Consider the following 23130-nt stretch of genomic DNA (forward strand, 5'->3'; position numbering starts at 1 on the left):
GTCGCTGGCACGTGCTGCGCAATGCGCCCTACAGCGTCTTCACGCCCTGGCACGTCGCCGTCCTGCTCGGCATGCTCGCCGCGATCCTGCTCCTCTCCATCCCCGCCTGGATGCTCGCCCGCGCGATCTCCCGCCCGCTCGGCCAACTGGCCGCCGCCGCCGACCACGCCCGCGCCGGCGCTGACCTGCCCCCCCTGCCCGACAGCCGCTCGCGCGAGGTTCGCCGCCTGTCCGCCGCGGTGCGCGCCATGCATGCGCGGCTGGCCGGCCATGCCGAACAGCGGACCGTGATGCTGGCTGCGATCGCGCATGATCTCGGCACCCCGCTGTCCCGCCTCGCCTTCTGGATCGAACAGCTGCCGGAGGCCGCCCATGCCCGCGCCAGCGCCGACCTGGACGAGATGCGGGCGATGATCGGCGCGGCCTTGCGCTTCGCTCGCGACGAGACGGTGGCGCCGGTGCGCACCCGCATCGATCTCGGCGCGCTGCTCGATTCGCTGGTCGAGGACATGGCGGAGGCCGGGGAGCCGGTAACGCTGGTCGCCAGCCCGCACGCCATCGTCGGCGGCGATTCGGTTGCGCTGCGCCGCGTGTTCACCAACCTCGTCGCCAATGCGATCCGCTACGGCGAACACGCAACCGTCGGCTGGACCATCGCCGACGACATGGTCACCGTCACCGTCGATGACGCCGGCCCCGGCATCGATCCGGCACAGGTGGCGCGCCTGTTCGATCCCTTTGTCCGCGGCGATCCGTCGCGCAATCGCGCGACCGGTGGCACGGGCCTGGGCCTCGCCATCGTTCGCGCGATCACCGAACACCATGGCGGCGAAGCGACGCTCGCCAATCGTCCTGGCGGCACCGGGGCGCGGGCCAGCGTGACGCTGCCCCTCTCGCGCTGAGATCCCGTCCGTTACAATATTTCAGCGTGTCGAAACACGCCGGCGACATGCCCCCGCCACCCTGCCGATCGACGCCCGACAGGGGAGCAAGGAGGATGCGCATGCGATACGATCACGAACCGGACGATCACGATCTGGGTCTCGCCCATGACCTGACGGTGATGGGTGCGATGATGGCCCGCCGCCGGGCGCTGAAATGGTTCGCCGGTGTCGGCACCGCGGCCGTGGTCGCCGGATGCGGCGGCAGCGAGGACGATGCGGTCGCCGTGGTCAGCAGCACGACCGCCACACCGACACCGACGCCGACACCCAGCGCCGGCACCTCGGCCGCCTGCATCGCCGACCCGACCGAAACCAATGGCCCCTATCCGGCCGACGGTACCAACACCTCCAGCGGCGCCACGTCCAACGCACTCACCACCAGCGGCATCCTCCGTTCCGACCTCCGCGCCAGCTTCATCAGCAGCAGCACCGTCGCCACCGGCGTCCAACTCACCCTCACCCTGAAGGTCGTCAACGTCAACGCTACCTGCGCCGCCCTTTCGGGCTATGCCGTCTATATCTGGATGTGCGATCGCAGCGGCAACTACTCGCTCTACACCGCCGCGACCGAAAGCTATCTGCGCGGCGTTCAGGTGACCGACGCGAATGGCGAGGTGACGTTCACCATGATCGTCCCCGGCTGCTACAGCGGACGCTGGCCGCATATCCATTTCGAGGTCTTTTCCAGCCTGACCGCCGCGACCAGCGGCCGCTACGCCGTGCTGGTCTCGCAATTGGCCCTGCCCAGCGCGGTCTGCACCGCCATTTATGCCGACACGGCCACCTATCCGGGCAGCGCCACCAACTTCGCCCGCATCAGCCTGTCGTCCGACAATGTCTTCGGCGACAACACCGCCGCCCAGATCGCACAACAGACGCCCACGCTCACCGGCAGCCCCACCGCCGGTTACACCGGCTCGGCCATCATCGGCATCGCGCGCTGATCTTTACCGGATCGGCAGGAACGCTCCCGGTCCTGCCGTACAAAGGCACGGTGCTCCCCCCTGTCGCCGTGCCGCCCCGGTCGGCCTCCTATGGTCGGCCGGGGCCCCTTTCGGCCCGGCGCCCGTCCCGCTAAGGCAGCGCCATGACGACGCCGCTCATCCTTTATAATAGCCTGACGCGCAATCCCGAGCTGTTCCAGCCGCTCGACCCGGCAAACATCCGCATTTATTCCTGCGGCCCCACCGTCTACAACTATGCGCATATCGGCAATCTGCGTGCCTATGTCTTTACCGACACGCTGTCGCGCACGCTGACCTGGAAAGCCCCCGCGATGGGCTGGGGCGCGCTCACCCACATCATCAACATCACCGATGTCGGCCACCTGACCTCGGACGCCGATGCCGGCGACGACAAGATGGAGGCCGCCGCCAAAAAGACCGGCCAGGATATCTGGGCGATCGCCGCCCACTACACCGCCGCGTTCAAGCAGAACCTTTCCGACCTCGGCATCCGGGAGCCGACCCGCTTCCCGCTCGCCACCGACCATGTCCAGGCGATGATCGACTTCGCCGTCGCGATCGAGGCGAAGCATTGCTACCGGCTCGCCGACGGCCTGTATTTCGATACCAGCACCGTGCCCGATTATGGCCGCCTCGCGCGGCACAGGGATGACGAGGGCGAAAGCCGCATCGATCCGGTCGAGGGCAAGCGCCACGCTGCCGACTTCGCGATCTGGCGCGCCTCCACCCCGGGCGAGAACCGCCAGATGGAATGGGACAGCCCCTGGGGTCGCGGCGCGCCGGGCTGGCATCTGGAATGCTCGGTGATGAGCCAGATGTATCTGGGTGAGCGCTTCGACATCCACACCGGTGGGATCGACCACCGCGAGATCCACCACCCCAACGAGATCGCGCAGAACCAGGCGCATAGCTGCTCGGCGGATACCGGCGCGACGATCTGGATGCACAACAACTTCCTGGTCGAGCGCTCGGGCAAGATGTCCAAGTCGTCCGGCGCGTTCCTCACGCTTCAGGCGCTGGTCGATCGCGGCTTCCACCCGCTTGCCTATCGACTGATGTGCCTTCAGGCGCAATATCGCTCTGAAATGGAGTTCAGCTGGGACAATCTGGCCGCCGCCCAGACCCGGCTGAAGCGCCTCGTCCAGTCGGTGGAGGTCCTCCGTGCGCGCAGCGACGCCCCCGACAAGGGCGATGCCGCGGACTATCGCCAGCGGCTGGACGCCGCCCTGTCCGACGACCTCGCGACGCCCCGCGCGCTCCCGGTGCTGGACGAGCTGCTCGCCGACAAGCGCATCGCCCCCGCCCGTCGCCTGGCGGCGCTGGACGATTTCGATGCGGTGCTGGGCCTGCAACTCACCACGCTGACCCGCGCCGCGCTGCGCGTCCGCCCCGCCGCGGCAACGCTGACGGAAGCGGAGGTCGAGGCGCATCTGACCGAACGCCGCGAGGCGCGCGCGGCGAAGGACTTCCCCCGTTCGGACGCGATTCGCGACGCACTGGCGGCGGGCGGCGTGGAGGTGATGGATGGCGACCCGCTCGGCTGGGACTGGCGCCCGACGCTCTGACCGGGCGTCGGCATGTCCTGCTCAAGCGGTCTGTGGTGCCCCTGGCCGGACTCGAACCAGCATGCCTTGCGGCGTTCGATTTTGAGTCGAATGCGTCTACCAATTTCGCCACAGGGGCAGCGAAGCCGCGTCGCTAGACGAGCAGGCTTCGCTTCGCAAGTCATCAATTCACCGGCGGTCGCCGACGATAGCTGAGTGCTTCGGCCACATGCAGGCGCCGCACCGTTTCGCTGCCGTCCAGATCGGCGATGGTGCGCGCCACGCGCAGGATGCGGGTAAAGCCCCGCGCCGTCAGCCGCATCGCCTCCGCCGCCTGCGCCAGCAGCGCCCGCCCCGCCTCGTCCGGCGTCGCCACCCGGTCGAGCAGCGCGCCATCCGCCTCGGCATTCGTCCGCACGCCATGCCCGTCATAGCGTGCCGCCTGCACGCCCCTCGCCGCTGCGACGCGGGCCGCGACCTCTGCCGACCCTTCCGCCGGTGGCGGCAGCATCAGGTCGACCGCGCTTACCGGCTGCACGTCGATATGGATGTCGATCCGGTCCAACAACGGCCCCGACACCTTGGCCTGATAGTCCGCGGCACAGCGCGGCGCCCGTGCGCAGGCGAGTGCGGCATCGCCGAGATGACCGCAGCGGCACGGGTTCATCGCCGCGATCAACTGCACGCGCGCCGGAAAGGTGACATGCGCATTGGCCCGCGCCACGCTGACGCTGCCCGTCTCCAGCGGCTGGCGCAGCGAATCGAGCACCGCGCGCTGGAATTCGGGCAGTTCGTCCAGGAACAGCACGCCCAGATGCGCAAGGCTCACCTCGCCCGGCTTCACCTTCAGCCCGCCGCCCGTCAGCGCCGCCATCGATGCGGAGTGATGGGGATGGCGGAAAGGCCGCATCCGCGTCAGCCGCCCACCCGCCAACGTGCCCGCCACCGATTGCACCATCGACACTTCCAGGGCCTCGGCCGCGTCCAGCGGCGGCAGGATGCCCGGCAGGCACGCCGCCATCAGCGACTTGCCCGATCCCGGCGGCCCGCACATCAACAGGTTGTGCCCGCCCGCCGCCGCGATCTCCAGCGCGCGCTTGGCGGTCTCCTGCCCCTTCACTTGCGCGAGGTCCGGCCCCGACGCCGCATCGTCCACCGCCCCCGGCACCGGCGCCGACAGCAATTGATGCCCCTTCAGATGGTTGATGAGCGACAACAGATCCGGCGCCGCCACCACCGCGACCGACCCCGCCCATGCCGCCTCCGGCCCCTGCGCCGCCGGACAGATCAGCGCCTTGTCCTCGGCAGCGGCATGCAGCGCGGCGAGCAGCACGCCCGGCGACGGGGCGATGCGCCCGTCCAGACCCAATTCGCCGACCACGACATGCTCGGCCAGCGTCTCGGCATCGATCACCCCCATCGCACCCAGCAGGGCGAGCGCGATCGGCAGGTCGAAATGCGATCCCTCCTTGGGCAGGTCGGCCGGCGACAGGTTGACCGCGATCCGCTTGGGCGGCAGGGCCAGCCCCATCGCCGCGATCGCCCCGCGCACCCGCTCGCGGCTTTCGCCCACCGCCTTGTCGGCCAGTCCCACCAGGTTGAACGCGGGCAGGCCGGAAATCAATTGCACCTGCACCTCGACGGCGCGCGCCTCCAGCCCCAGATACGCCACCGTGGACACGATCGTTGCCATGCATTCCCCCCGCCCCGTCTGTAACGCTTTTTCACCAGCGAAACAGATGGCATCGTGCGGGGCCGCGGATGATGCAGCGCGTTGACTTGGGGACCCACTTTGCCTATGCGCACCCCCAGCAAGGCCGTCCCCGTGGCGGCCCTTTTCTATTCAGACGTACTCAAGGAATGAACCATGAAGCGGACCTTTCAGCCGAGCAACCTGGTGCGCGCACGTCGTCACGGCTTCCGCTCGCGGATGGCGACGCCGGGCGGCCGTGCAGTGATCCGCGCGCGTCGTGCACGCGGCCGCAAGAAGCTGTCGGCGTAACCACGCTTACCCGCCGCCGCGATTTCCTCGCGGCCAATGGCGGGCGGCGCGTGGCGATGCCGGGCTTCGTGCTCCAGCTGCGCCCGCGCCATGATGGCGAGGCCGGCATGCGCGTCGGCTTCACCGTCACCAAGAAGATCGGCAACGCCGTGGTACGCAACCGGATGAAGCGCCGGTTGCGTGCGCTCGCGCGCGACCTGTTGCCTGCGCACGGCCTGCCCGGCGCGGATCATGTGCTGATCGGCCGCAGCGGCGGGATCGAGCGCGACTATCAGGCGCTGACCGCCGAGCTGGTCAAGGCGCTGGGGCGGGCACGCCGGGCGTGCCAGGACGCGTGACGGAGCGCGTGATAGCCCGCCTCCTCATCCTCGTCGCCCGCGGGTGGCAGCTTGGCCCATCGGTCGTCCTGCCGCCCACCTGCCGTTTCCAGCCAAGCTGTTCGGCCTATGCAATTGAGGCGCTCTCCCGCTATGGCGCAGCCAAGGGGGGTTGGCTGGCGCTCAAGCGGATCGCGCGCTGCCATCCCTGGGGCGGGTGTGGGCCCGATCCGGTTCCCTGATGATATGGGGCATCTATCGTGAATGATGATCGCAAGAATTTCGTCCTGTTCGCGGTAATCGCGGCGCTGATCCTGTTCGGCTGGCCGCTGATCCAGGGCAAGTTCTTCCCCACCGCCAATCCACCCGCCACCAAGATCGTGGACGGCAAGTCCAGGCCCCTGCCCCAGCCGGGCGCGGACCCGACCGCCGACGCCCCCTCGGCGATCCGCGAGCGTCAGGTGGTGCTGCGCGAAACCCCGCGCATCGCGATCGAGACGCCGCAGATGCGCGGATCGATCAACCTGCGCGGGCCGCGCATCGATGACCTGGTGCTGATCGACTACAAGGAAACGGTCGCCAAGAACTCGGCCCCCATCCGCCTGTTGTCGCCGGCCGGTGCGCCGGACGCCTATTTCGCCGGCTTCGGCTGGCGCAGCGAAGGGCTGAGCCCGCCCGCCGCCGATGCGGTGTGGACCGCCTCCGCCCCCGTGCTGCGCCCCGGCCAGCCGGTCACCCTCACCGCCGCCAACGCGACCGGCCAGCGCTTCCAGATCCAGATCGCGGTCGACGACGGTTACATGTTCACCGTTCGTCAGACCGTCGCCAATGCCGGCAACGCCGCGGTACCCGTCGCCGCCTATGGCCTCGTCAACCGCTCGGGCGTGTCGAAGGACCCGGACAGCTGGACGATCCACACCGGCCCGATGTCGGTCAACAACGGCGCTGCGAATTACAAGCCCGACTTCTCGGACGTGGACGAAGGCCCGCAGCGTTTCTCCACCAAGGGCGGCTGGCTCGGCTTCACCGACAAATATTGGCTGACCGCGCTGATCCCCGATCAGGCGGCGCAGTTCGACGGCCAGTTCCGCGCCGGCGCGGGCAAGACCTATCAGGCCGATTACGCCGTCGCCCCACGCAGCGTCGCGCCGGGTCAGGCCATTACCCAGACCTCGCGCTTCTTCGCCGGCGCTAAGGAAGTTCGCCTGCTCGACCGCTATACCGACAAGCAAGGCGTGACCAAGCTCGACTATGCGATCGACTGGGGCTGGCTGCGCGTCCTGGAAAAGCCAATCTTCTATTATCTCGACTGGCTGTTCCGCATGGTCGGCAACTTCGGCGTCGCGATCATCCTGCTGACGGTCACCATCCGTCTGCTGATGTTCCCGATCGCCCAGCGCCAGTTCGCCTCCATGGCATCGATGCGCGCGGTGCAGCCCAAGATGAAGGCCCTGCAGGAACGCTACAAGGACGACAAGGTCCGCCTCCAGCAGGAGGTGATGGCGCTCTACAAGCAGGAAAAGGTCAATCCGCTTGCCGGCTGCCTGCCGACGCTGATCCAGATCCCGATCTTCTACGCGCTCTACAAGGTGCTGATGCTGACGATCGAAATGCGTCACCAGCCCTTTGTCGCCTGGATCAAGGATCTGTCCGCACCCGATCCGCTGACCCCGGTGAACCTGTTCGGCCTGATCCCGTTCACGCCGCCCCACTTCATCGCGATCGGCGTCGTGCCCATCCTGCTCGGCATCTCGATGTTCTTCCAGTTCCGCCTCAACCCGGCGCCGATGGACGACACGCAGAAGCAGGTGTTCGCGATCATGCCCTGGGTGCTGATGTTCGTAATGGCGCCGTTCGCGGTCGGCCTGCAGGTCTACTGGATCACCACCAACTGCATCTCGATCCTGCAACAGCGCCTGCTCTACGCCCGTCATCCCGGGCTCAACCAGGCGGCAACGAAGTGACCGACTTCACGCCCCAGGGCAGCTTTGACGAAGAGACGGTGGAGGCGGCGCGCAAGCTGTTCGCCGGCCCCGTCTCCTTTCTGAAATCGGCGCCCGCGCTTCAGCACCTGCCCGATGCGGTGGTGCCCGAGGTGGCGTTCGCGGGCCGGTCGAACGTCGGCAAGTCGTCGCTGCTCAACGCACTCACCAACCGCAACGGTCTGGCGCGCACCTCCAACACGCCCGGCCGCACGCAGGAACTGAACTTCTTCGACATCGGCCAGCCGCCGGTCTTTCGCCTTGTCGACATGCCCGGCTACGGCTTTGCCAAGGCGCCCAAGGACATGCTCAAGCAGTGGCGGTTCCTGGTGAACGACTTCCTGCGCGGGCGGCAGGCGCTGAAGCGCGCACTGGTGCTGATCGACGCGCGCCACGGCATCAAGGACGTCGATCGCGAAATCCTTGAAATGCTCGACAAGGCGGCGGTCAGCTACCGCATCGTCCTGACCAAGGCGGACAAGGTCAAGGCGACCGACCTCGCCGCCGTCCGCGAGGCGACCGAGACCGAGGCCCGCAAGCGCCCCGCCGCCCATCCCGACATCCTCGCCACCTCCAGCGAGGGCGGCATGGGTATCCCCGAACTCCGCGCCGCCGTCCTCGAAGCGATCGGTTGATCCTCTACACCCTCTCCCCCGCGGGGAGAGGGCAAAAGCCTCACGCATAGGCTGGCGACCTCCGCAAAACCCGATAAGCATGCCCCCACGACATAAGGGGGAAGATAATGCTGAAACTCGGCCTCGCGGCACTCGCACTCGCCACCTGCGCTCCTCTATCCGCCCAGCAGGTCAGCGCCGACTGGGTCCGCGCCCACGAGACCTTCCTCGCCGGTGACGAACTCGCCGGTCGCGGCAGCGCCACCCGTGACGAGGCGATCGCCGCCGCCTATGTCGCCACCCAGTTCCAGGCTTACGGCCTGAAGCCCCCGCCCGGCATGACTGGCTATATCCAGAAGGCGCCCGTCTTGCGCCGCTTCGTCGCCGGCGCGCCCAGCCTGACGCTGGGGGATACGCCCATCGCCGGCCTGACCCTGGGCCGCGCCCCCGGCGGCACCGTCACCGGACGCGCACAGGTCGCCCGTACCGCATCGCGCGTCCGCACCGGCGCACCGATCGTGATCTATACCGGCCCCGCCGACGATTTCGCGGCCGCCATTGGCGCCGCGCGCGACAAGGGCGCATCGCTCATCATCGGCCCCGCGCCGGACAAGCCCGGTCCGGCCTGGGCCGTCGGCCGCCCCCTCGGGGTCCGGCTGGCCGACGATGCCGAACCCGGCCTGACCATCGCCATGCTGCCGCCGACTATCCTCGCCGATCTGGCACGCCAGGCGGGCCGGCAGACGATCCACTTCGACCTTCCTTTCCGCGAGGAACGCGCGGAGACCACCAACGCCATCGGCTATCTGCCCGGCACCGACCCCGCCGCCGGCATCCTGCTCCTGTCCGCCCATCTCGACCATCTCGGCGTCGAGGACAGCACGATCATGCACGGCGCGAACGACGACGCCTCGGGCACCGTCGCGGTTCTCGAACTCGCCCGGACGCTTGCCGCCGGCAAGCCGATGAAGCGCGGCATCCTGTTCGGTGCGTTCGGCGCGGAGGAGCTGGGCCTGCTCGGCTCCAAATATTTCGGCACCCACCTGCCCGTCCCCGTCGAGCGTATCGCCGCCAATATCGAGTTCGAGATGATCGGCGCGCAGGACCCGAAACTGCCCAAGGGCGCGCTGATGATGACCGGCTTCGAACGCTCCGACCTCGGCGAGCGCCTCGCGGCCCACGGCGCCCACCTCGCGCCCGATCCCTATCCGGACCAGAACTTCTTCCGTCGTTCCGACAACTATTCGCTCGCGCTGCGCGGCGTCGTCGCCCACACGCTGTCCGGCTGGGCGGTCGTACCGACCTATCACCAGCCGACCGACACGATCGCGGCGATCGACTTTCCCTTCATGACGCAGGCGATCGCCGCGCTGGTCGACCCCATCCGCAATCTCGCGGACAGCGACGCGGCACCGACATGGAAGCCGGGTGGTCGCCCCAAGGCGGATTGAGCCCGGCCGCCACCCCCGCTAGGCACGGTGGCATGAAGCTCATCATCGGCAACAAGGCCTATTCGTCCTGGTCGCTGCGCGGCTGGCTCGCCGCCAAGCAGTCCGGCCTCCCCTTCGAGGAGGTGGTCGTGCCGCTCTACGACGCGGACTGGGACGCCAGGCGCGAGGGGGCGGAATTCGCCCCCTCCTCGGGCAAGGTGCCGATCCTGTGGGACGGCGACGCCGTGGTGTGGGACAGCCTCGCCATCGTCGACTATCTCGCGGACAAGGTCGGCCGCGACCGCTTCTGGCCCGCCGACGAGGCCGCACGCGCCATGGCGCGCTCGATGGCGGCGGAAATGCACGCCAGCTTCACCGCGCTGCGCCGCAAGCACAGCATGAACATCCGTCAGGTCTATGAGGCGCGCCGCCCCGATGACGACGTGCTGGTCGATCTCGCCCGCATCATGGAGCTCTGGGCGCAGGCGCGCGCCCGCTTCGGCGGCAATGGCGATTTCCTGTTCGGCGACTTCGGCGCTGCGGACATCATGTTCGCCCCCGTCGTCACCCGGATCGTCACCTATCAGCTTCCCATCGCCCGCTTCGCCGCCGGCTATATGGACGCCGTGCTCCAGCATCCCTTCATGCAGGACTGGATCGCCGCCGCGCAGGAAGAGGAATGGCTGATCGAACGGTTCGAGCAGCCGACGCCGTGATCGACGTCCTCACCCTCGCGCAAGAGCTGCTCCGCGCCGAAAGCGTCACCCCGGCGCAAGGGGCCGTGTTCGACATACTGGAAACCGCGCTGGTCCCGCTCGGCTTCGCGGTCGACCGGTTCGTGGTCGGCGAGGCGCCGGACGGCCCGGTCGAAAACCTGCTGGCGGTGCGGGGCGGCACCGGCGCGCACCTCGCCCCCCACCTCGCCTTCGCCGGCCATGTCGATGTCGTCCCCGCCGGCGAGGGCTGGACCGGCAGTCCTTTTTCGGGCGCGGTCCGCGACGGCCTGCTCTACGGCCGCGGCGCGGTCGACATGAAGGGCGCCGTCGCCGCCTTCATCGCCGCCTGCGCCGCCGCGCCCGCCGCCATCCCGCTCAGCCTCGTCATCACCGGCGACGAGGAAGGCCCCGCCACCTATGGCACCCGCGCCCTTATCGACCGCATGGGCGAGCGGGGTCTCCGCCCCGACCTCTGCCTCGTCGGCGAACCCACCTCCGCCGCCCGCCTCGGCGACATGGTCAAGATCGGCCGCCGCGGCTCGGTCAACATCTGGATCACCGTGCCCGGCCGACAGGGCCACGTCGCCTACCCCCACCTCGCCGACAACCCGGTCACCCGCCTGATCGCCATCCTCTCCGCGATCGACGCCATCACCCTGGACACCGGCAACGCCTGGTTCCAGCCCTCCAACATCGAGGTCACCGACCTCCATGTCGGCAACCCCGCCCACAACATCATCCCCGGCAGTGCGCAGGCCCGCCTCTCGATCCGCTTCAACGACGAACATAGCGGCCAGTCGCTGATCGATCGCATTGCCGCCGTCGCCGCCGCGCACGCGCCCGGCGCCGAGGTTACCGGCCGCATCTCGGGCGAGGCGTTCCTGACCGAGCCCGGCGCCTTTTCCACGCTGGTATCCGATGCGATCGAGGACGAGACGGGTTCGCGGCCCGAGCTTTCCACCACCGGCGGCACGTCGGACGCACGTTTCCTGTCGAAACTCTGCCCCACGGTGGAATTCGGCCTGCTTAACGCGACCATGCACAAGGTGGACGAGGCGGTGGCGGTGGACGATCTCCACGCGCTCACCCGCATCTATGCCGGGATCATCGCTCGCGCGGGCGCCTGAGAACGATATAGAGCGCGCCCTGTCCGCCGTGGCGGGGATGGGCACCGCGTACCGCCGCGATATGATCGGCGTGGCGCGATCCCGCCAGCCAGTCGGCGATGGCGGCCCGGATCGCTCCGCGCGCATGCGGGCGTTCGCTTTCCGGCCGCGGTGGCTTGCCGGTGACGAGCAGCAACAGCCGGTCGCCCCGCCCGATCGCGCGCTCCAGCCCACGGTCGAGCATCGCATGCGCTGATGCCAGCGTATGGCCGTGCAGGTCGATCGAGCTGTCCGGGATCACCGCGCCGCGGGTCAGCCGCTTGTCCCAGCCACCGTCCAGCGTCTCGCCGGGGCCCTTGCGCACGGGCGGCGGGGCGACGGCCGGCTGGCGCACCGGCGGCACGCGCCCGCGCACCTTGGGCGCACCGGGCGTCGGCAGGGTTTCCGCCGCGACCGGCACCGGCGCGGGGCGTGCGGGCACGACGGCGGCGCGCAGCGGGCGCACGCTCGCCATCACCCGCTGCCACAGCAGCGCCTCGTCAGAATTGAGGGACCGCACCGCCCGCCCCTGCCTGCAACCGCGCAAGCGTGCCCACGGGGAGCAGCAGGAACGCCGTGCCCCGGCCGGACATCCCGCCCGCTACGCTGCGCGCCGTCTCGCCCGCGCCCCAGAAGGTGTCGAAGCGGTTCGATCCCTTGATCGCCCCGCCGGTATCCTGTGCCACCCACAATCCGGTCACGTCCTGCCGATCCATCGACAGGAACACGGGCGCGCCCAGCGGCACATATTTGGGATCGGCCGCGGCACTCACCTGGCCCGTCACGGCATAGCCCATCGCGCCCTGGGGCGGCCCGTCAAGTTCCCGGAAGAACACAAAACTCTTGTTCTCGCGCATCAACGCGCGGCCCTCGTCGGGATGGTCGTGCAGCCACTGCACGATTCCCTGCATCGACGCCTGCCCCGGCTGCAACAGCCCCCGCTGCCGCATCAGGCTCCCGATCCCGGTATAATCCCGCCCGTTCTGCGTGTCGTACCCGATCCGCATGATCGATCCGTCGGGCAGGCGCAGCCGCCCGGAGCCCTGGATCTGCAGAAAGAACACCTCGACCGCATCCTTGCCCCAGGCAAGGATCGGCGCCCGTCCGTCCAGCGATCCCTGTTCGATCGCGGTGCGGTCGTCGAACGGCACGAAGTTCGTGCCTGCGACCTTGCCGCGGATCTTGCGCCCCTTCAGGCTGTCGGAGAATTGCCCGAGATCGACATCGATCAGGTCGCGCGGCCGGGCATAGATCGGCACGTCATATCCCGACCGCCGCTCGCGCGAGCCGAGGATTTCCGGCTCGTAATAGCCGGTGGCAAAAGCCTTGCCGTCGCCCACCTGCACCGCCTCGAAATAGCGTGCAAAGAAATCGCGCGCCCGCCCACCGCCTCGCGCCGCGGCACAGGCCGGGCCCCAGTCCGCCCCCCGCGTCAGTCCTGACGTGTCGGCCCGCCGCATCAGCCCCGGACAGGACAGGGCAAAGGCCGCCCGCGCCGACTCGGCCTGTGCATCGGTGATCGGCAGGGTCGCGATGGCAGGCCCCGGCAGCACCCCGGCGGTCGCCGCCGTCGTGGCGGCAGGATTGGGAAGCGATGGCGCGGCCAGCAGCGGCGTCGCCGGTACGATTCGCGCCGGACCGCTGGCGACGCGGCCCGGTTCGCGGATCTCGGGCGTCTTGCCTGCGGATGGGCGTGTCGGACCGGGGCGAGTCGCGGTCGGCCGCTCACCCGACGCGGCCGGGCCGCCCGATGGGACGATGCGACCCGCGCAAGCGGAGAGCGCCAGAGCGAGCGCCGCCGTCGCGGCGAAACGAAACGCGCTCACGCTTCGTCGGTGTCGGCAAGCTTCCAGTTCGGATCGCTGCTCTTCAGCGTCCGTGCGAAGGTCCAGACGTCGTGCGTCTCGACCGCATCGGTCAGCGATCCCGCAACCACCTGCCCGCTGGCGTCGCGCGTCACCGCGGCGATGTCGGCATCGAACCGCACCGTGATCCGCGCCTCCCGGCCCTGCACCTGGGCGTCGGTGATGACCGCACGCTCGATCGAAACCAGCCGGTTGTCGAGCGTTTCGCCCGATTCGCGGCGGGCTGCGATCGCCTCGGCGAACACCGCCTGCACATCGGGCTCGGCCAGCGTCGCCAATGCTTCCTCGTCACCCTTCCAGAAGGATTCGAGCGTCATCCGATACGCGCTCTGCGCCCCGTTCAGGAACTGCGCCACGTCGAAGCCGGGCTCGGCCGCAATCACCGCACGCACGCCCTGCTCGGCCCGCCCCTCGATGTTGCGGTTCGGCATTTCGCGCTTTTCCAGGCTGACCTCGACCGGCCGGGCGACCGTCACCGGTACGCCGCGGTCGTCGGCACCGCGTGCCAGCGGCTGCTGCTCATGCCCCGTCCGCTTGCCCAGCACGCTGTAGAGCCGCAGGGCCAGGAAAAGGGCGACCATCGCGAGAAGAACGACGTAGAACAACGCTTGCGAGCCTTTCGATAACCGCCTCAACATAGGTTCAATGCCCGCAAATTCAAACCCGGTGCGATTCGAACCCACGCCCACGTTAAGCAACGTTGAAACCACTTCAGGCCACTGCTAACCGCTCGGCCATTCGGGCCGAACGCATGACGCGTGCAATCGGTCCTGCACCTTCTTGATGATGGGACATTGACGATGGACGATTTGGGCACCCCGCAGGGCTTCGACATGACCGCCGGCGACGCTGCGGATACCGCCCCTGCCGCCGGCATGATCTCGCAATACGTCAAGGACCTGTCGTTCGAGAACCCGAACGCGCCGGCCATCTACCAGAACCAGGCCGCGCCCGGCATCGACGTGCAGTTCAACATCGGCGCGCAGCAGGTGGGCGAGGAAGTGCACGAGCTGGTCCTGAAGATCGAGGTTCGCGCCGAGGCCGAGGGCAAGACCGCGTTCATCGTCGACCTCAGCTATGCCGGCCTGTTCGGCTTCCGCAACGTGCCCGCCGACCAGATTCAGCCCTTCATGCTGGGCGAGGCGCCGCGCCTGCTCTTCCCGTTCGCCCGCCGCGTGCTGGCCGATGCCGTGCGCGACGGCGGCTTCCCGCCGCTCCTCCTCGAGCCGATCGACTTCGCGCAGCTCTACATGCAGCAGGCCGAGGCCAATGCCGGCACCGCGCAGCCGAACACGCCCGAAACCGGTCACGCCTGAATCCATAAATGAACCTTGCCAAGGCGCTGGGCTCGGTCGGCGGGCTGACGCTCGCCAGCCGGGTGCTGGGGGTTCTGCGCGATTCGCTTTTCTTGCGTTTCGTGGGGGCGGGCTTCGCCTCCGACGCGTTTCTGATCGCGTTCCGCCTGCCCAACATGTTCCGCGCCCTTTTTGCGGAAGGCGCCTTTTCCGCCGCCTTCATCCCCATGTTCAACCGCAAGGTGGCAGAAGGGGAAGCGGCGGAGAAGGGCAGCGGATTGCGCCGCGGCGTCGCCTTTGCCGAGGATGCGCTGTCCGTCCTGCTGCCGATCCTCCTGCTTTTCACCGCGATCATCTTGGTGCTGGCCTGGCCCGTCACATGGATACAGACGTTCGGCTATGCACGCGGCACCCCGGCGCAGTTCGACTATATCGTGCTGCTCAACCGGCTGACCTTTCCCTATCTGCTGTTCATCAGCCTCGTCTCGCTGCTCGGCGGCATCCTCAATTCGCTGAACCGCTACTGGGTCAACGCCGCGGCGCCGATCCTGCTCAACCTGACGCTGATCGTCGCCCTGCTCGCGTTCCATGACCACGAACCGCTGTTCACCGCGCGCAACCAGGCGATTGCGGTATCGGTGGCCGGGATCGTCCAGTTCGCCTGGCTGTGGTGGGCCTGTCGCAGCGCCGGCGTCCGCCTTCGCTTGAAGCGGCCGACGATCAATCCGGACGTGAAGCGGCTTCTGGCGCTGATCGGCCCTGCCGCGGCAGGCGCCGGTGCGGTGCAGATCAACCTTGTCGTCTCCACCGCGCTTGCCGCCAGCCTGCTACCCGAAGGCTCCGTGTCCTATATCTACACGGCGGACCGGCTGAACCAGTTGCCGCTCGGCCTGATCGGTATCGGTCTGGGCACCGTGCTGCTTCCCACCATCTCGCGTCTGTTGGGAAGCGGGCGCGACGCGGAAGCGATGGAAACGCAAAATCGCGGCATGGAACTCGCGCTGCTGCTGACGCTGCCCGCCACCGTCGCGCTGATCGTCTGCGGCGCGCCGATCACCGCCGCACTGTTTCAGCATGGCAAGTTCGACGCGACCGATACCTTCTACACCGCCCAGGCCCTCGCGGCCTTCTCGATCGGCCTGCCTTCCTACATTCTCGTCAAGGTGCTGACGCCCGGCTATTATGCGCGGTCGGACACCAAAACGCCTGTGCGTTACGCCACTTGGTCGATGCTGGTGAACCTCGGCCTCAACCTCGCCTTCATCCGCCCGCTCGGCCATATGGGCCCGCCCCTCGCCACCGCAATCGCCAGCACCGTCAACGTCGCCCTGCTCTATCGCACGCTCGCCCGCCGCGGCCAGTTCGTCGCTGACCCGCAACTCCGCCGCCGCACCCCCCGCCTCATCGTCGCCGCCCTCCTGATGGGCGCCACCATGTGGTTCCTGAACGACCTCTTCCAACCCTATGTCACCGGGTCCAGCCTTCAACGCTGGGGCGCGCTCATCATACTGGTCGGCACCGGCGTCCTCGTCTATGCCGCGGCCAGCTTCGCCACCGGCGCGTTCCGGATCGCGGAGCTCAGGAAGCTCATCAAAAGGTAAGTCATGCGCGTCGTCTCCGGCATCCAGCCCACCGGCAATCTCCACCTCGGCAACTATCTGGGCGCGATCAAGCAGTGGGTGGCGATGCAGGATTCGATGAAGGCGGGCGACGACTGCCTGTTCTTCCTCGCCGATCTTCACGCGCTGACCGTCGCGATCGACCCGAAGGAACTGGCGAACAACACGGTCGAGATGGCGGCCGCGCTGCTCGCGTCGGGCATCGATCCGGCCCGCTCGATCCTCTTCAACCAGGCGCGTGTGCCCGCGCATAGCGAGCTGACCTGGATCCTCAATGGCACGGCGCGCATCGGCTGGCTGAACCGGATGACGCAGTTCAAGGACAAGGCGGGCAAGAACCGCGAAGGCGCCAGCATCGGCCTTTACGCCTATCCCGTGCTGATGGCGGCCGACGTGCTGGTCTATCGCACCACCCACGTCCCTGTCGGCGAGGATCAGAAGCAGCATCTCGAACTCGCCCGCGACATCGCGACCAAGTTCAACACCGATTTCGGCTCGGAAGTGTTCGTGCTGCCCGAACCGCTGGTCAGCAAGGCGGCACCGCGCATCATGTCCCTGCGCGACGGCTCGGCCAAGATGTCCAAGTCGGACCCGTCCGAGGCCAGCCGCATCCACCTGACCGACAGCGACGATGCGATCGCGCAAAAACTGCGCAAGGCGAAGACCGATCCAGCCGAACTGCCCGCGACGATGGCCGAACTGGCCGACCGTCCAGAGGCGCGCAATCTGGTGACGATCTACGCCGCGCTTGCCGGCACGACTCCGGCCGACGTGCTGGCCGAACATCAGGGCAAGGGCTTCGGCCAGTTCAAGCCGGTCCTCGCCGACGTCGCCATCGCCGCGCTCGGCCCCATCCGCGACCGGATGGTCGCCCTGCTGAACGACCGAACCGCCGTAGCCCAGGCCCTTGAGGCAGGCGCCGAAAAGGCACGCGCTCTCGCCGCCCCCACCTTACGGGCGGCACAGGACGCGGTCGGCCTGCAAATCTGACCTTTCAGGGGTGGCTGCCTGCCACCCCGTAGTTCCGTCGGCGCCAGGGGCCCGATCAGGACACAGCAGCAGCGTCCGCGACCAACCCCGTAATCGCCCCGGACGCAACGCCGTTGCGCCCTCTGCGCCTCCGCACGACGCTCGGCTCTACATTCCCTTCGCGGCTTCGCGTGAACCTCATCCACGCCTGCGATCACATGCTGCGCTAAAATTCCCGCGACGCCGCGAAGAGATCAGCCTTCCAGCTCGCGCATCAGCACGCGCACCGCATTGTCGATGTCACGATCGGTATCGCGCAACTGCTCGATCTTCTTGACCGCATGGATCACCGTCGAGTGGTCGCGCCCGCCGAACTTGCGCCCGATCTCCGGCAGCGACCGCGTCGTCAGCCGCTTGGCCAGATACATGGCGATCTGGCGCGGTCGGGCGATGGCGCGGCTGCGACGCGCGGAAACCAGATCGAGCGGCTTCAATTCGAAATGCGCGCTCACCAGCTTCTGGATCTCGTCGATGGTAATGCGGCGCTGTGTGTGACGCAGCATGTCGCCCAGCGTGGCGGTGGCGAACTCCAGGTCGATCGTGTCGCCGGTCAGCTGCGCATAGGCAACGACGCGGTTCAGCGCGCCTTCCAGCTCGCGGATATTGGCGTGAATGCGCGAGGCGAGCAGATCCAGCACATCCGCCGGAATCGTCTGCGCCGGCAGGTCGCGCACCTTGCGCTCCAGGATCGTGCGGCGCAGCACCAGGTCGGGCGCCTTGATGTCGGCGACCAGCCCTGCCCCCAACCGGCTCAGGATGCGCGGCTCGACCCCGTCCAGCGATTGCGGCGAGCGATCCGCCGAAATCACCAGCCGCTTGCCCGCACCGACGATCTCGTTGACCGTGTGGAAGAATTCTTCCTGGGTCGCGTCCTTGCCCGCGATGAATTGCAGATCGTCGATCAGCAGCAGGTCGGCCGAGCGCAGCCGCTGCTTGAATGCAAAGGTATCGCGTGCGCGCATCGAGGCGACGAACTCGAACATGAATCGCTCGGCCGACATGCACAGCACCGCCGCACCCGGCTCGTTCGCCTGAAAGGCATGACCGACCGCATGCATCAGGTGGGTCTTGCCCTGCCCGGTGCCACCATGAAGGAACAGCGGGCTGAAACGCGGCACGCCCGGCTCGGCCAGCGCCAGGGCGGCGTTGAACGCGACCCGGTTCGATCCGTCGACCACGAACCGGTCGAAGGTGAGGCGCGGGTCCAGCGGCGGCCGGTCGGTGGTGATCGTCACCACCGGTGCCGGTGCCGGTGCGGCCGGGACCGGTGCAGGGGCGACCGGTGCGGGTGCCTCGAACAGCGTCGGTGCCGGTCGCGGGCTTTCCGGGGTCAGGGTGCGCGGCGCCGATGCCACCGGCGTGCTGGCGGTCAGCACGGCAGCGGTGCGCGACGGCATGCGCGTTTCGACCACCACTGCGCGCAGGCCCGGCAGCGCCGCCTTGAATTCCAGATGCAACCGGTCCGCATAATGGCTGCGCACCCAGTTGGTCATGAAGGCGGACGGCAGCGCCAGGCGGACCGTGTCGGGCTCGTCGCCCTCGATCAGTTCCATCGGCTTCAGCCACTGGTCGAACAACCGCGCGCCTGCCGACTCGCGCAAGCTCGCGCGAACGCGCGCCCAGGCCCGGGCCTGGTCCGACGTCGCTTGCGAGGCTTGCCAATTCGTCACGCGCGCACTCCACCTCCGGCGGGCACGCGAAAGGCGCCCGGCCGTGTAAATCGATACAGGACAAAAGCCCCCGTTGGACGACCAACAGGTCGCCCGGCTTGCCCACATTCATGTTCATGACGCAGCGATGGTCACCGCTGGCGAGGGCCTGATTATGAAGCTTGGGGCCTCTCGATCAAGTCCGCTCGCGGCCACATTTCTGAAATAAACCGGATTGACAGCCCCTGGAGCGCAGAAACGCGTCCAACAATCGTGTAAGTCATTGAAATTGCACGATTAACCATAGGCCTGGCGCACGTCCGCGTTTCCGCCGCGCACTCGAATCGCGGCAGATCCTGCCGTTGCACGAAGGTCGATTTCGTTCCCGCGCGGGCGACGAAAAAACCCGCCGGGGTCGCCCCCCGGCGGGTCCATCTTTTCCCGTTCGAGGAACGGGTTAGGCGAGCGCGGCGAGGCGCTTCGTCAGCCGCGAAAACTTGCGGCTGGCGGTGTTCTTGTGGAGTACGCCCTTGGCGACGCCGCGTGCCAGCTCCGGCTGCACTGCGGCCAGCGCCGTGGTGGCGGCGGGCTTGTCGCCGGCGGCGAGCGCGGCTTCCACCTTCTTCACGAAGGTGCGGATGCGGCCGATGCGCGCTCCGTTGATCTCTGCACGACGGTCGTTACGACGGATGCGCTTCTTGGCCTGCGGCGTGTTCGCCATGGTTTCCTCTAAATCTCGAACAAAGGGAAAAGCGATGCCAGCGCACCGTCTTTGAAGCCGCGGCCCTTACCCGGCCGGCTTGCGGGCGTCAACCTTTCTGGCAGGCGGGGCACCAGAAGGTCGACCGTCCCGAATCGACGCGGCGCTGCACGGTCGTGCCGCACGGGCACCCCTGACCCTCGCGTCCATAGACGCGCCATTCCTTGGAGAAATAGCCCAGTTCGCCATCGGGGCGCACATAATCGCGCAAAGACGATCCCCCCGCCGCGATCGCCGCCTCCAGCACGCTGCGGATCGCCTCCACCAGCCGGTCGAGCCGCGCCCGCGCGATCTGGCCGCCCGCACGCCCCGGCGCGATCCTCGCGACGTTCAGCGCCTCGCACACATAGATGTTGCCCAGCCCCGCCACGATCCGCTGGTCGAGCAGCATCGCCTTGATCGGCGCCGCCCGCCCCTTCAGCGCGTCGTGCAGATAGGCGCCGGTCAATGCCGGCCCCAGCGGCTCCGGCCCCATCGCGGCAAAGGGCGGATAGGCGTCCAGCGCCGTCGTTCGGACCAGATCGACAAAGCCGAATCGCCGCGCATCGTTCAGCGCCAGCCGCCGCCCGGCCTCCGTCTCGATTACCAGATGGTCGTGCGGCTGCGCCTCGCCGGGATCGATCCGCCACCGGCCCGACATGCCTAGGTGAAAGATCATCGTGTCGCCGCGATCGGTGTCGATCAGCCCGTATTTGGCGCGCCGCCCCAGCGACGTCACCACCGCCCCCGTCATCCGCTGGCGCAGGTCGACGGGGAAGGCGCGGCGCAGGTCGGCGCGGCGCGTCTCGACCAGGGTCAGCCGCTGGCCGGACAGCACGGGGGTCAGCCCGCGCACGGTGGTTTCGACTTCGGGAAGCTCGGGCATGTGCCTGCAAAACTAGGTAGCGTTTGCCCCCGCCTCAAGGGCGGGCTAGGGCGATGGTCATGAGCGAAACCGTCTCCTTCGGCTACGAAGACGTCACCCCCGCCGAGAAGACTGCCCGCGTCGGCGGCGTCTTCACCAACGTCGCGGCCCGCTACGACCTGATGAACGACGCGATGTCGGGCGGCATGCACCGGTTGTGGAAGGACCGCTTCGTCCGCCGCGTGAAACCGCGCCGGACCGACCAGATCCTCGACATGGCGGGCGGCACCGGCGACATCGCCTTCCGCCTCGCCGAATCGGGTGCCAGCGTGACGGTGGCCGACATCAACCCCGCGATGCTCGACGTCGGCATGAAGCGTGCGCAGGAACGCGGCATCGACGGCCTGGTCTGGACCGAGGCGAATGCGGAGACGCTGACCTTCCCCGACCGGTTCTTCGACGCCTATACGATCGCGTTCGGCATCCGCAACGTCACCGACATTCCCAAGGCCCTGCGCGAAGCGCACCGGGTTCTGCGTCGCGGCGGACGCTTCTTCTGCCTCGAATTCTCGACCACCCAGTGGCCGGGTTTCGCCGAGGTCTATGACAGCTATTCGCACAAGCTGGTGCCCCGCCTCGGGCAATTGCTGGCGAACGACGCCGACAGCTATCGCTACCTGATCGAATCGATCCGCCGCTTCCCGGACATGCCGACCTTCGAGCGGATGATCCGGGACGCCGGTTTCATCGAAACCAAGGTGGAGCCGATCATGGGCGGGCTGGTCGCGATCCATTCCGGCTGGAAGATCTGATGCGCGCAGCCACCCTCCCGTTCCGCCTTCGGGACGGGAAGTAACCACCGCATGACCACGTCCGTCACGCATCTCTGGCGCCTGCTGAAATGGGGTCGCACGCTCGCCCGCCACGGCGCGCTGCGCGGGATCGAGCGGGATCCGAACACCCCCGCCCCCGTCCGCCGGCTGGCGCGCGTCGCCCGCTTCGGGGCGCGTCAGCCGGCCAAGCCTGCCTATGCGGACGCGTTTCAGGCGATCGGCCCCGCCGCGATCAAGCTCGGCCAGACGCTCGCCACCCGCCCCGATCTCGTCGGCGAGGAAGCGGCACACGACCTGCTGCGCCTCCAGGATCAGTTGCCCCCCGTCCCGTTCGAGACGATCTGCGCGGCGATGGAGGCCAGCTTCGGCCGCCCGCCCTCCGCGCTGTTCTCGCGGATCGAGGAAATGCCGGTCGGCGCCGCCTCGATCGCGCAGGTCCACCGCGCGATCACCACCGATGGCCGGCAGGTCGCGGTCAAGGTGCTGCGCCCCGGCGTGGAGGACGATTTCACCCGCGCGATCGACACCTATCAATGGGCCGCCGCACAGGTGGAGGGGATGAGCCGCGAGGCCGCCCGTCTTCGTCCCCGCCTGACGGTTGAGAATTTCCGCCGCTGGACCTTGCGCGAACTGAACTTCCGGCGCGAGGCGGCCTCTGCCTCCGAACTCGCCGAGGGGATGACCGCCGAGCCCGATTTCGTCATCCCCAAGATCGATTGGCAGCGTTCCACCGCCAAGGTGCTGACCGTCGAATGGATCGACGGGATCAAGCTGTCCAACCGGCAGGCGCTGGTCGATGCGGGATATGACCTGCCCAGGCTGGCGCAGACGCTGGTTCGTGCCTTCCTGCGCCAGGCGATCGCCGACGGCTTCTTTCACGCCGACATGCACCAGGGGAACCTGTTTGCGCTGCCCGGCAACAAGATCGCCGCGATCGACTTCGGCATCATGGGCCGGATCGACCGGCGCGCGCGTGTCTGGCTGGCCGAGATCCTCTACGGCCTGATCACCGGCAACTACAAGCGCGTCGCCGAAATCCATTTCGAGGCGGGCTATGTGCCCGCGCACCACAATGTCGCCGAATTCGCCACCGCGCTGCGCGCCGTTGGCGAGCCGATGCGCGGCCTGCCGGTCAAGGACATGTCGATCGGCATGATGCTGGACGGCCTGTTCTCGATCACCCGCGACTTCGACATGGTGACGCAGCCGCATCTGCTGCTCCTGCAAAAAACGATGGTGATGGTGGAGGGCGTGGCGACCAGCCTCGATCCCAACATCAACCTGTGGGACTCGGCCGCACCCTTCGTGCGCGAATGGATCCGCACCGAATTGGGGCCGGAGGCCTATGTCGCCGACCGGTTGATCCAGGACGTGCGCACGCTCGCCCGCCTGCCCGAACTCGTCCGCCGGATCGAGGCGCGCTATCCGGCACCGGGTGGCGAGCCCCCGGCCCCGCCGCTGAAGGAGATCGAGGTGGTGCGCATTGGTGGCGGCTGGCGCTATGCGCTCGTCGCCGCTCTGTCGGGCGCGGCCGGTGTCGCCGCCACGCTGGCGGCGCTGCTGCGGTAACCGGGCCG

Annotated in this window: 22 protein-coding genes, 1 tRNA gene and 1 pseudogene; 16 read left to right on the forward strand and 8 right to left on the reverse strand. The window is 68.2% G+C overall.

The window, feature by feature from the left end:
* The 3 genes from OXR08_RS06500 to cysS all read left to right on the forward strand — a co-directional run.
* The coding region (locus tag OXR08_RS06500; RefSeq protein WP_267348790.1) for an ATP-binding protein at positions 1 to 902 on the forward strand (902 nt) is incomplete at its 5' end.
* Between the two features lie 101 nt (positions 903 to 1003).
* Positions 1004 to 1888 carry an intradiol ring-cleavage dioxygenase gene (locus tag OXR08_RS06505; protein ID WP_267348792.1) on the forward strand — a complete coding sequence of 295 codons (885 nt, stop codon included), beginning with the start codon at positions 1004 to 1006 and terminating at the stop codon, positions 1886 to 1888.
* Between the two features lie 143 nt (positions 1889 to 2031).
* Positions 2032 to 3474, forward strand: a complete 1443-nt coding sequence (cysS, locus tag OXR08_RS06510; protein WP_267348794.1) for a cysteine--tRNA ligase — start codon at positions 2032 to 2034, stop codon at positions 3472 to 3474.
* A gap of 33 nt (positions 3475 to 3507) precedes the next feature.
* On the opposite strand, the gene OXR08_RS06515 is transcribed toward cysS, so the two are convergent.
* Both OXR08_RS06515 and OXR08_RS06520 read right to left on the reverse strand, forming a co-directional pair.
* A tRNA-Leu gene (locus tag OXR08_RS06515) sits at positions 3508 to 3592 on the reverse strand.
* A gap of 45 nt (positions 3593 to 3637) precedes the next feature.
* The gene (locus OXR08_RS06520) at positions 3638 to 5146 is read right to left on the reverse strand and encodes a YifB family Mg chelatase-like AAA ATPase (RefSeq protein ID WP_267348796.1); all 1509 of its coding nucleotides are present in this window, start codon (positions 5144 to 5146) and stop codon (positions 3638 to 3640) included.
* Between the two features lie 174 nt (positions 5147 to 5320).
* Between OXR08_RS06520 and rpmH the strand changes: the two genes are divergently transcribed.
* The 8 genes and pseudogenes from rpmH (at position 5321) to dapE (ending at position 11641) form a co-directional block, all read left to right on the forward strand.
* Positions 5321 to 5455, forward strand: a complete 135-nt coding sequence (rpmH, locus tag OXR08_RS06525; RefSeq protein WP_042490346.1) for a 50S ribosomal protein L34 — start codon at positions 5321 to 5323, stop codon at positions 5453 to 5455.
* Positions 5456 to 5469: 14 nt separating this feature from the next.
* A pseudogene (gene rnpA / locus OXR08_RS06530) lies at positions 5470 to 5793 on the forward strand (ribonuclease P protein component); the annotation flags it as partial.
* An 8-nt stretch (positions 5794 to 5801) separates the two neighbouring features.
* Complete coding sequence (yidD, locus tag OXR08_RS06535) at positions 5802 to 6014, forward strand: membrane protein insertion efficiency factor YidD (RefSeq protein WP_267348798.1); 213 nt, start codon at positions 5802 to 5804, stop codon at positions 6012 to 6014.
* An 18-nt stretch (positions 6015 to 6032) separates the two neighbouring features.
* Positions 6033 to 7736: a membrane protein insertase YidC gene (yidC, locus tag OXR08_RS06540; protein ID WP_112380954.1), complete on the forward strand. Its 1704-nt coding sequence runs from the start codon at positions 6033 to 6035 to the stop codon at positions 7734 to 7736.
* Entirely contained in the window at positions 7733 to 8389 is a 657-nt protein-coding gene (yihA, locus tag OXR08_RS06545; protein ID WP_267348802.1) for a ribosome biogenesis GTP-binding protein YihA/YsxC, read from the forward strand. Before yidC ends, yihA begins: the two co-directional genes overlap by 4 nt.
* Before the next feature lie 107 nt (positions 8390 to 8496).
* Positions 8497 to 9819 (forward strand): M28 family peptidase, encoded by a 1323-nt coding sequence (locus OXR08_RS06550; RefSeq protein ID WP_267348804.1) that lies wholly within the window; start codon positions 8497 to 8499, stop codon positions 9817 to 9819.
* A gap of 32 nt (positions 9820 to 9851) precedes the next feature.
* Positions 9852 to 10514, forward strand: a complete 663-nt coding sequence (locus OXR08_RS06555; RefSeq protein ID WP_267348806.1) for a glutathione S-transferase family protein — start codon at positions 9852 to 9854, stop codon at positions 10512 to 10514.
* Entirely contained in the window at positions 10478 to 11641 is a 1164-nt protein-coding gene (dapE, locus tag OXR08_RS06560) for a succinyl-diaminopimelate desuccinylase (RefSeq protein ID WP_267348808.1), read from the forward strand. The genes OXR08_RS06555 and dapE overlap by 37 nt, the downstream gene beginning before the upstream one ends.
* Here the strand turns inward: dapE and OXR08_RS06565 are convergent.
* From OXR08_RS06565 to OXR08_RS06575, 3 genes are read right to left on the reverse strand one after another with little or no spacing between them, the layout of a single operon-like run.
* Entirely contained in the window at positions 11619 to 12134 is a 516-nt protein-coding gene (locus OXR08_RS06565; protein ID WP_267348913.1) for a Smr/MutS family protein, read from the reverse strand. The two genes, dapE and OXR08_RS06565, sit on opposite strands and share 23 nt — an antisense overlap.
* A 25-nt stretch (positions 12135 to 12159) precedes the next feature.
* Positions 12160 to 13485, reverse strand: a complete 1326-nt coding sequence (locus OXR08_RS06570) for a murein transglycosylase A (protein ID WP_267348810.1) — start codon at positions 13483 to 13485, stop codon at positions 12160 to 12162.
* The gene (locus OXR08_RS06575) at positions 13482 to 14129 is read right to left on the reverse strand and encodes a Tim44/TimA family putative adaptor protein (protein WP_149680777.1); all 648 of its coding nucleotides are present in this window, start codon (positions 14127 to 14129) and stop codon (positions 13482 to 13484) included. Before OXR08_RS06575 ends, OXR08_RS06570 begins: the two co-directional genes overlap by 4 nt.
* 195 nt (positions 14130 to 14324) lie before the next feature.
* Here OXR08_RS06575 and secB point away from each other — a divergent pair, with 195 nt between their 5' ends.
* Genes secB through trpS form a run of 3 tightly spaced genes read left to right on the forward strand, consistent with a single transcriptional unit; the run spans position 14325 to position 17428 of the window.
* The gene (gene secB / locus OXR08_RS06580) at positions 14325 to 14840 is read left to right on the forward strand and encodes a protein-export chaperone SecB (RefSeq protein ID WP_112380959.1); all 516 of its coding nucleotides are present in this window, start codon (positions 14325 to 14327) and stop codon (positions 14838 to 14840) included.
* Between the two features lie 8 nt (positions 14841 to 14848).
* Positions 14849 to 16420 (forward strand): murein biosynthesis integral membrane protein MurJ, encoded by a 1572-nt coding sequence (gene murJ, locus OXR08_RS06585; protein ID WP_267348815.1) that lies wholly within the window; start codon positions 14849 to 14851, stop codon positions 16418 to 16420.
* 3 nt (positions 16421 to 16423) lie between these two features.
* The gene (gene trpS / locus OXR08_RS06590) at positions 16424 to 17428 is read left to right on the forward strand and encodes a tryptophan--tRNA ligase (protein ID WP_267348817.1); all 1005 of its coding nucleotides are present in this window, start codon (positions 16424 to 16426) and stop codon (positions 17426 to 17428) included.
* A gap of 233 nt (positions 17429 to 17661) precedes the next feature.
* On the opposite strand, the gene dnaA is transcribed toward trpS, so the two are convergent.
* The 3 genes from dnaA to mutM form a co-directional block, all read right to left on the reverse strand.
* Entirely contained in the window at positions 17662 to 19137 is a 1476-nt protein-coding gene (dnaA, locus tag OXR08_RS06595) for a chromosomal replication initiator protein DnaA (protein ID WP_267348819.1), read from the reverse strand.
* Between the two features lie 436 nt (positions 19138 to 19573).
* Positions 19574 to 19837, reverse strand: coding sequence for a 30S ribosomal protein S20 (rpsT, locus tag OXR08_RS06600; protein WP_112380963.1), 264 nt, complete (start codon positions 19835 to 19837; stop codon positions 19574 to 19576).
* A gap of 88 nt (positions 19838 to 19925) precedes the next feature.
* The gene (mutM, locus tag OXR08_RS06605) at positions 19926 to 20741 is read right to left on the reverse strand and encodes a bifunctional DNA-formamidopyrimidine glycosylase/DNA-(apurinic or apyrimidinic site) lyase (RefSeq protein WP_267348822.1); all 816 of its coding nucleotides are present in this window, start codon (positions 20739 to 20741) and stop codon (positions 19926 to 19928) included.
* Between the two features lie 59 nt (positions 20742 to 20800).
* Between mutM and OXR08_RS06610 the strand changes: the two genes are divergently transcribed.
* Together OXR08_RS06610 and ubiB are read left to right on the forward strand one after the other, a co-directional pair.
* Positions 20801 to 21532: a class I SAM-dependent methyltransferase gene (locus OXR08_RS06610; protein WP_112381707.1), complete on the forward strand. Its 732-nt coding sequence runs from the start codon at positions 20801 to 20803 to the stop codon at positions 21530 to 21532.
* Between the two features lie 51 nt (positions 21533 to 21583).
* Complete coding sequence (ubiB, locus tag OXR08_RS06615) at positions 21584 to 23122, forward strand: 2-polyprenylphenol 6-hydroxylase (RefSeq protein WP_267348824.1); 1539 nt, start codon at positions 21584 to 21586, stop codon at positions 23120 to 23122.
* Positions 23123 to 23130: the final 8 nt, after the last annotated feature.

Origin of the sequence: Sphingomonas sp. GM_Shp_2 (assembly GCF_026540875.1) — a bacterium.
In the GTDB taxonomy this organism is placed as follows: Bacteria; Pseudomonadota; Alphaproteobacteria; order Sphingomonadales; family Sphingomonadaceae; genus Sphingomonas; species Sphingomonas carotinifaciens.